This is a genomic window from Mycobacterium sp., from assembly GCF_035603715.1.
GTDB lineage: Bacteria > Actinomycetota > Actinomycetes > Mycobacteriales > Mycobacteriaceae > Mycobacterium.
Window position 1 is genome coordinate 1 of the sequence record NZ_DATNJW010000034.1, and the last position, 7,692, is coordinate 7,692.

A 7,692-nucleotide genomic window follows, 5' to 3' on the forward strand; every position below is an offset into this window, starting at 1 on the left:
ATCCAGCCTTCCGACTCCAGGAACCGGCGCTGAGCTTCGCGGGGCAGCAGCGCTTCACGATCGTGGAGTTGACGCACGAAATCGATCCGCGCCTTGGCCGTCTTCAGCGGGTCGAGCATCTGAAAGCCGGTGCGCGCCAACCAACCTGGAATGTCCAACCGATTGAAGACATGGTCCGCCATGAAGGTGGCGACACCGGGCGCAATGTTTGGTGGAAGCCCCATCGGCAGCGCCGCCAGGGTGTCTACCGGTGAACCGAACGTCACGATACTTGCGACGCTCTTCGAGCGTCGGTAGGCCGCCGCTTGATAGCAGAACATACCGCCCTGCGAATAGCCGGCCAGGTGTACGTCGCGCCCAGTGATGTCGGCGATGGCGTCCAACGCTTCGCTCAGCGCGACGATGTGGTCGGCCAGATTCCGGCGCATCCCGCCTTCGATCTGATCGGGCGAGCCGAAGTCGATCACCCAGGGATCCAGCCCGGCGGCATGCAGAATGCCGACCGCCCCCTCATCGCGGGTGACATCCCACATGTTTGCCGACATCATCATCGGATGCACCAGAAGCACCGGTTCGCCGGCCTGCGGATGCCCGGGTCGGCTGTCCGGCGGGAAATAACGCCGGAGCTTGTACATCTGCGTGCTCTCGACAGTCTGTGACGGCGACGGAGAGTTGCCGGTTTCCAGTCCGCCGAGTCGCAGGACTTCCAGGCCGTTCTGTGCGGTCGCCAGCAGGCGCTCAACCGGTCGAGTGACCGCTGAAAACCTCAGATCCATGCCGCCGCTCCCCTCGAACGAAGACCATCATGTGCTGCGCGCGGGCCCGACAGCGTGCACATCATGGCACATCACAGGGGGTGGGCTACTTGCTTTGGTCACGGTGCCGGCCCGCTCGACCAGCCTAGTCGCTCCGCCTCGCCGACCTCCTCGCCGCGTTATGCGTCTAGGGTCGGGCCGGTGGCACACCTGCTAGGCGCCGAGGCCGTGCACCTCGAATATTCGACTCAGGTTGTGTTCGAATCGGTGACCGTCGGCATCAGCGACGGCGATCGCATCGGCATCGTGGGCCGCAACGGCGACGGAAAATCCAGTTTGCTGGATTTGCTCACGGGCCAGGTTCGCCCGGATGCCGGACGGGTCACGCAGCGCAGCGGACTGCGCGTGGGTGCACTGAGCCAGGCCGACATCCTGGATTCGGAGAGCACGGTGGCGTGGACGCTGGTCGGCGATCGTGCCGATCACGAGTGGGCCGGTGATCCGCGGATCCGCGACGTCGTCAGCGGCCTGGTGTCCGACATCGGGTGGGACGCCGTGATCGGCACGCTGAGCGGTGGTCAGCGGCGGCGAGTCCAGTTGGCGGCGCTGCTGGTCGGTGAATGGGACGTCATCGCCCTCGACGAGCCGACCAACCATCTGGATATCGAGGGCATCACTTGGCTGGCTACCCACCTGCGTCAGCGCTGGGCCCGTAACACCGGCGGGCTGTTACTGGTAACCCACGACCGCTGGTTCCTCGACGAAGTTGCAACTTCGACGTGGGAGGTGCACGACGGAATCGTGGAGCCGTTCGAGGGCGGCTATGCCGCCTACGTGCTCCAGCGGGTCGAACGCGATCGGATGGCCGCCGTCACCGAGGCCAAACGGCAGAACCTGATGCGCAAAGAGTTGGCCTGGCTGCGGCGCGGTCCCCCGGCTCGTACGTCGAAACCGAAATTCCGTATCGACGCGGCTAACCAGTTGATCGAAGACGTGCCACCGCTTCGCAATACCGTCGAGCTCGCCAAACTCGCCACCGCACGGCTCGGCAAGGACGTCGTCGATTTGATCGATGTCTCGGTCTCGTTCGAAGGCCGGCCCGTGCTGCGCGATGTCGAATGGCGGATCGGACCAGGCGAACGCACTGGCATCGTCGGCGCCAACGGGGCCGGCAAGTCGACGTTGTTGGGACTGATCACCGGCGCAGTCCAGCCGGACAGCGGAAAAGTCAAGCGCGGCAAGACGGTTCAGCTGGGGATGCTAGACCAACGGGGTGACGAGCTGGTTCCGCTGGCCGGTGAACGAGTCGCTGATGTGCTCGGTCGGTTGCGCAGCGGCTACGAGGTCGACGGCCGCGACGTGACACCCGCCCAATTGCTGGAGCGTCTCGGGTTCGCGGGGGGTCAGCTTTCGGCGCGGGTCAGTGAGCTGTCGGGTGGGCAACGTCGCCGACTGCAGCTGATGTTGACGCTGTTGGCCGAACCGAATGTGCTGCTGCTCGACGAGCCCACCAATGACGTGGACACCGACATGCTGGCCGCCACCGAAGACCTTCTCGACTCGTGGCCGGGGACGCTGATCGTGGTCTCCCACGACCGCTACCTATTGGAGCGCGTCACCGATCAGCAGTACGCAGTCCTGGACGGCCGGTTACGGCATCTGCCCGGTGGCATCGACGAGTACTTGCGACTGACACCCAAGGTGGCGGTGGAGCGTGCCGCACCGGCGGCCCCCAGGTCTTCGGAGTCGACGCAGATCTCCGGGGCCGAACTGCGCGCCGCCGAAAAGGAGCTCGGTGCCATCGATCGCAGGCTGGCCCGGCTGGCTGACCAGATCGCGGCCAAGCACCGTGAACTGGCCGAGCATGATCAATCCGACCACGTCGGCATCACCAGGCTCACCGAGCAATTGCGCGACCTGGAAGGCGGTGTCACCGAGCTGGAGAATCGGTGGATGGAAGTTTCCGAGATCCTCGAGTGAGTCTGGAAATCAATCACCGCAAAATATTTGGGAATTCAATCCAAAGTTCCGGAATTCGGGTGTGCGTTCCGAATTACTACGGTCGCGCTCAGCATATTTTAAGGTGTCGGCGAGCGAACGTCGCTTGTCCGGAATTTGGTCACCACCTCTGACAGGTTGAGAGATGTCCGCAATGACGCCACGCCGTACCGCTCTGGTGGTGTTGGCGACCGCAGGCTGGCTCTTCCTTGCGGTGATGTTGTTCGGCGGCAGGGGTTATCCGGGCGTCGGCCCGTTAGGCGCTGTGATCATGAGTGCCTTCGCGACTGGCTGCGCCGTCAATGCCGCTTGTGCTGCCCGTAGCGGCCAGCGATTTGCGTGGATTGCGCTGGCTGCCGGGCTGGGCGGCTGGGCGCTCGGTAATGCCCTGTGGTGCTACGTCGCCCTGCGAGGCGCGGCGCCGATTTCGGCTTCCGCTGCAGCTGAGTTGGGCTATGTGGTGTTGCCGTTATTTGCCTTGGGCGCAACGGTTCTCGTTCCCAATCGCGATGACTATCGGTTCGGCTTGGGCTTGCTACTCGACGTCATTCTCGTCGCCGTGTCGTTGTTTTTGGTGTTAGGCAGCCTGACCTTTGACGCGGCGGAACGGGCAAGCATCCCGCGCATCGTGTTGGCCGTCATTACCGCTATCTATCTGGGGCTCGTCGTCATTGCGTCGATTGTGGTGCGGACAGCCGAACGCGGCCGGAGGCTCTCGCCGGCGCTGCTGACGATGGGTTTTGCTGCCGTGGGTATCGCCGGCGTGTTAAACCTCCATGGAAACCGGACTGACCACATCCCCCACGACGGCGTGACTCTCGGGTGGATCAGCGGAATGTACTTTCTCGCACTGTCGGCACTCGCGTCGAGACCGGGGCCCGATCTCGACACCACCCGCGCATCTCACGCATTCTCGCGGCTGTCGATGTGGCTGCCGTATTTGCCCGTGTCGGTCGCGATCGTGGCATTTGCCGTGCGCTTCTGGCCCCCAGACTGGGGTAACGCGCTGATCTTCGCGGCCGGTATGGTCCTCTCCGTCACCGTGCTGCTGCGGCAGTTGCTAGTTCTGGAGCGGAAGCGACGTTTGCTCGAAGCAGTCGCCGACGCCGCGCTGCGGGACACGGTGACCGGTTTGGCGAATCGGCGGTTGCTCGACGAACGGCTGGCGCACGCGATGCAGTTACACGTGCGTCTGGCTGTCCCGGTCAGCCTGCTCAGGGTCAGAGTCGACGATTTCAATGTCGTCAATGAGACGTTGGGCTATGCCGCCAGCGAAGAATTATTGCGCAGCGTAGGGGCGCGGATCCAAGCCAGCGTCCGCGCCGACGATACCGTCGCGCGCATGGGTGGGGACGAATTCGCAATTTTGGTGGAAGACCGCCCCGAGGTCGCCGCGCAAGTTGGCAAAAGGCTTGCCAGAGCGTTCGACAGCGCGCTCGACATCGGGGCCAACCGTGTTTACGTGCATCTGAGCATCGGCGTGGCAACCGCAGCACCGCACGACGACACGTCCGTCACTGCCGGAGATCTCCTGGACCATGCTGAGGCCGCCCGGTCCCGTGCCGAGCAAACAAGTGCGACCGATATGCAGACTTTTACCCCGGAGATGGATGCCCATCTCGGCACACGGCAGTCGTTCCGCGACGGCATGGCCCGATTGCAGCTGCTCTGGGATCTGCGGCGCGCGATCGACGACCGCTTACTCACCCTGGTGTATCAGCCGCAATTCGGGCTGGCCACTGGCGCGATCTGCGGCGCAGAGGCGCTATTGCGTTGGGAACATATCACTTTGGGCTCTCTGGAGCCTGGGGAGTTCTTACCGCTGGTCCGCGAACACGGGCTGATGGACGCCGTGACCGACCTGGTGTTGTCGCGGGCAGTCGCGGACGCTTCGGGCTGGCACGCGGCAGGCACCGCGATCCCGGTCGCCATCAACATTTGGGCGCGTTCCCTCGACGAGGACACCCTGCCCGACCGCATCATGTCCGTGCTGGACGCCCACGGGATGCCGGCCAACCTGCTCACCGTGGAGATCACCGAGGAATTGGTGGTGGCGGACTTCGCCAAGGGTCGTGCCGTGCTCAATCGTCTCCGCGACGCCGGTATCCGGGTCTCGATCGACGACTTCGGCAGCGGCTACTCCACGCTGACCTATCTGCGCGAGTTGCCCATCGACGAGGTCAAACTCGACCGGCATCTCATCGCACCAATCCCCTACGATCAACGCGCCGCGACGATCGCACGGTCGGTCATCGAACTGGCCGCGGAATTCGGCATCGCCAGCGTCGCCGAAGGAATCGAGAACGACGAAACGGTGCAGTGGCTCAGGAGATTCGGTTGCGACGTCGTGCAGGGCAATTACTTCTGCGGCCCGCTGCCGGCCGGCGAAATTCCACAGGTTCCCTCGGTGCCCGCGCAGAAGGTCTAGTAGTTGTCTAGCGGCTTAGTTGCTCTTGAAGTCGCTCGGCGGAGGTCCGGACCGAATCGAGTTGCCGGGCAACCTGAGTGGGTGCGGTGCCACCGCGCGCGTCGCGTGAAGACACCGAACCTTCGATGGTGAGGACTTCCCGCACTTGCGGGGTCAGGTTGGCGCTGATGGCCGCCAGCTGATCGTCGGTCAGGTCCTTGAGCCCGACGCCGAGCTTCTCGGCCACCTGAACGGCAGCACCGGCGGCCTCATGGGCATCACGAAACGGAACACCTTGGCGCACCAGCCATTCGGCGATATCGGTGGCGAGCGTGAAGCCGGCGGGAGCCAGTGCTGCCATCCGCTCGACGTTGAACGTCAGGCTGCTCACCAGGCCGGCCATCGCCGGCAGCAGCAGCTCCAGTTGCGCCACCGAGTCGAACACCGGCTCCTTGTCCTCCTGCAGGTCCCGGTTATAGGCCAGCGGCTGAGCCTTAAGCGTCGCGAGCAGCCCGGCCAGGTTCCCGATCAGCCGGCCGGATTTGCCGCGAGCCAGCTCGGCGATGTCGGGGTTCTTCTTCTGCGGCATGATTGAGCTACCCGTCGACCACGAGTCGTGCAAGGTGACGTAGCCGAATTCGGTTGAGCTCCAGATGATGATGTCCTCGGCGAGCCGGGACATGTCGACACTGATCATCGCGAAGACGAACGCCGCCTCTGCGGCGAAATCCCTGGACGCGGTTGCGTCGATGGAGTTGTCGGCGGCCGCCGTGAAACCGAGTTGCTCGGCGATCGCATCCGGGTCCAGCCCCAGCGACGAGCCGGCCAGCGCCCCAGAACCATACGGCGACAACGCGGTGCGTGCGTCGAGGTCGACGATGCGGTCGACGTCGCGCAGCAGCGGGTGGGCGTGCGCGAGTAGATGGTGGGCCAGCAGGATCGGCTGGGCCGACTGCAGGTGCGTCTTACCCGGCATGATGGCGTTTGGATGAGCCGCGGCCTGGCCGGCCAGTGCCGCGACAAGGTCCAGCGCGCCCGCGGCCACGCGCCGGAGCGCGTCGCGCAGCCACATCCGGAACAGCGTGGCCACCTGGTCGTTTCGCGAGCGGCCGGCCCGCAGCCGACCACCCAGGTCGGGCCCGACCCGGTCGATCAGTCCCCGCTCCAGCGCGGCGTGCACGTCCTCGTCGGTGACCAACGGTCCGAAACTCCCGTCGGCGACATCCTCGGCCAAACTGTCCAGACCGGCCAGCAGCCCGTCGCGCTGATCGTCGGTCAGCAGTCCGGCGTTGAAGAGTACCTGAGCGTGGGCCTTGGACGCGGTGACGTCGTAAGGCGCCAGCACCCAGTCGAAGTGGGTGGATCTGCTCAGCGCGGTCAGCGCATCGGATGGGCCGTCGGCGAACCGGCCGCCCCACAGCGATCCCTCGTTGGTGCTCACGTTTCGTCGGTGGCCAGGTCCCGGCGCGCAGCCAGCTTGGACGACAGCCCGTGCACGTAGACAAAGCCTCTCGCCATCGACTGATCGAACGTGTCGCCCTCGTCGTAGGTGGCCAGGTTGAAGTCGTACAGCGACTCGGCGCTGCGCCGGCCGTTGACGGCAATATGTCCGCCGTGCAACACCATCCGGATCTCGCCGGTGACGTGCTCCTGCGTCGTGGCGACGAAGCTCTCCAAGGCGGTCTTCAGCGGTGAGTACCACAGCCCGTCGTACACCAGCTCCGCCCAACGCTGGTCGGTGTGGCGCTTGAACCGGCCCAGTTCACGCTCGAGGGTGACGTGCTCGAGTTCGGTGTGCGCGGTGATGAGCACCATCGCGCCTGGCGCCTCGTAGATTTCGCGGCTCTTGATGCCCACCAGCCGGTCCTCGACGACGTCGAGGCGCCCGACGCCCTGCGCGCCCGCGCGCCGGTTGAGTTCCTCGATCGCCTGCAGCACCGACACCGAGTTGCCGTCGATCGTGACCGGCACGCCACGCTCGAACCCGACGATCACCTCGTCAGGGGTGTTCCAGTTGACGGTGGGGTCTTCGGTGTAGTCGTAGACGTCCTTGGTGGGCGCGTTCCAGAGGTGTTCCAGGAAGCCGGTTTCCACCGCGCGGCCCCACACGTTCTGGTCGATGGAGAACGGGGAGCGTTTGGTGACGTTGATCGGAATGGCGTTCTCCTCGGCGAAGGCGATCGCCTTCTCCCGCGTCCACGCGTAGTCGCGGACAGGTGCGAGCACCTCCAGATCCGGCGCCAGCGAGGCGAATCCGACTTCGAAACGGACCTGATCGTTTCCTTTACCGGTGCACCCGTGCGCGACGATGCTGCCGCCATGCTCGCGGGCCGCTGCGACGAGATGTTTGGCGATGAGCGGACGGCTGATCGCTGACACCAGCGGGTAGCGATCCATATAGAGGGCGTTGGACAAGATGGTGGGCAGGCAGTAGCCGTCGGCGAATTCGTCACGGGCGTCGACCACGACGGCCTCGACCGCACCGCAGTCCAGTGCTCGCTGACGCACGACCTCCATGTCTTCGCCGCCCTG

The 7,692-nt window shown here is 64.9% G+C and carries 5 protein-coding genes; 2 read left to right on the top strand and 3 right to left on the bottom strand.

Annotated features, from left to right (window positions below):
• On the bottom strand, window positions 1–776 hold a 776-nt coding region (locus VN856_RS01240; protein WP_325685349.1), incomplete at its 3' end, for an alpha/beta fold hydrolase.
• 180 nt (window positions 777–956) lie between these two features.
• On the opposite strand from VN856_RS01240, the gene VN856_RS01245 reads away from it, so the two are divergent.
• On the top strand, window positions 957–2,735 hold the full coding sequence (locus tag VN856_RS01245; protein WP_325685351.1) for an ABC-F family ATP-binding cassette domain-containing protein: 1,779 nt from the start codon (window positions 957–959) through the stop codon (window positions 2,733–2,735).
• 163 nt (window positions 2,736–2,898) lie between these two features.
• Window positions 2,899–5,181: a bifunctional diguanylate cyclase/phosphodiesterase gene (locus VN856_RS01250; RefSeq protein ID WP_325685353.1), complete on the top strand. Its 2,283-nt coding sequence runs from the start codon at window positions 2,899–2,901 to the stop codon at window positions 5,179–5,181.
• Window positions 5,182–5,188: 7 nt separating this feature from the next.
• Here the strand turns inward: VN856_RS01250 and argH are convergent, their stop codons facing one another.
• Window positions 5,189–6,601, bottom strand: coding sequence for an argininosuccinate lyase (gene argH, locus VN856_RS01255; RefSeq protein WP_325685355.1), 1,413 nt, complete (start codon window positions 6,599–6,601; stop codon window positions 5,189–5,191).
• The coding region (locus tag VN856_RS01260; protein WP_325685357.1) for an argininosuccinate synthase at window positions 6,598–7,692 on the bottom strand (1,095 nt) is incomplete at its 5' end. The genes VN856_RS01260 and argH, both read right to left, overlap by 4 nt.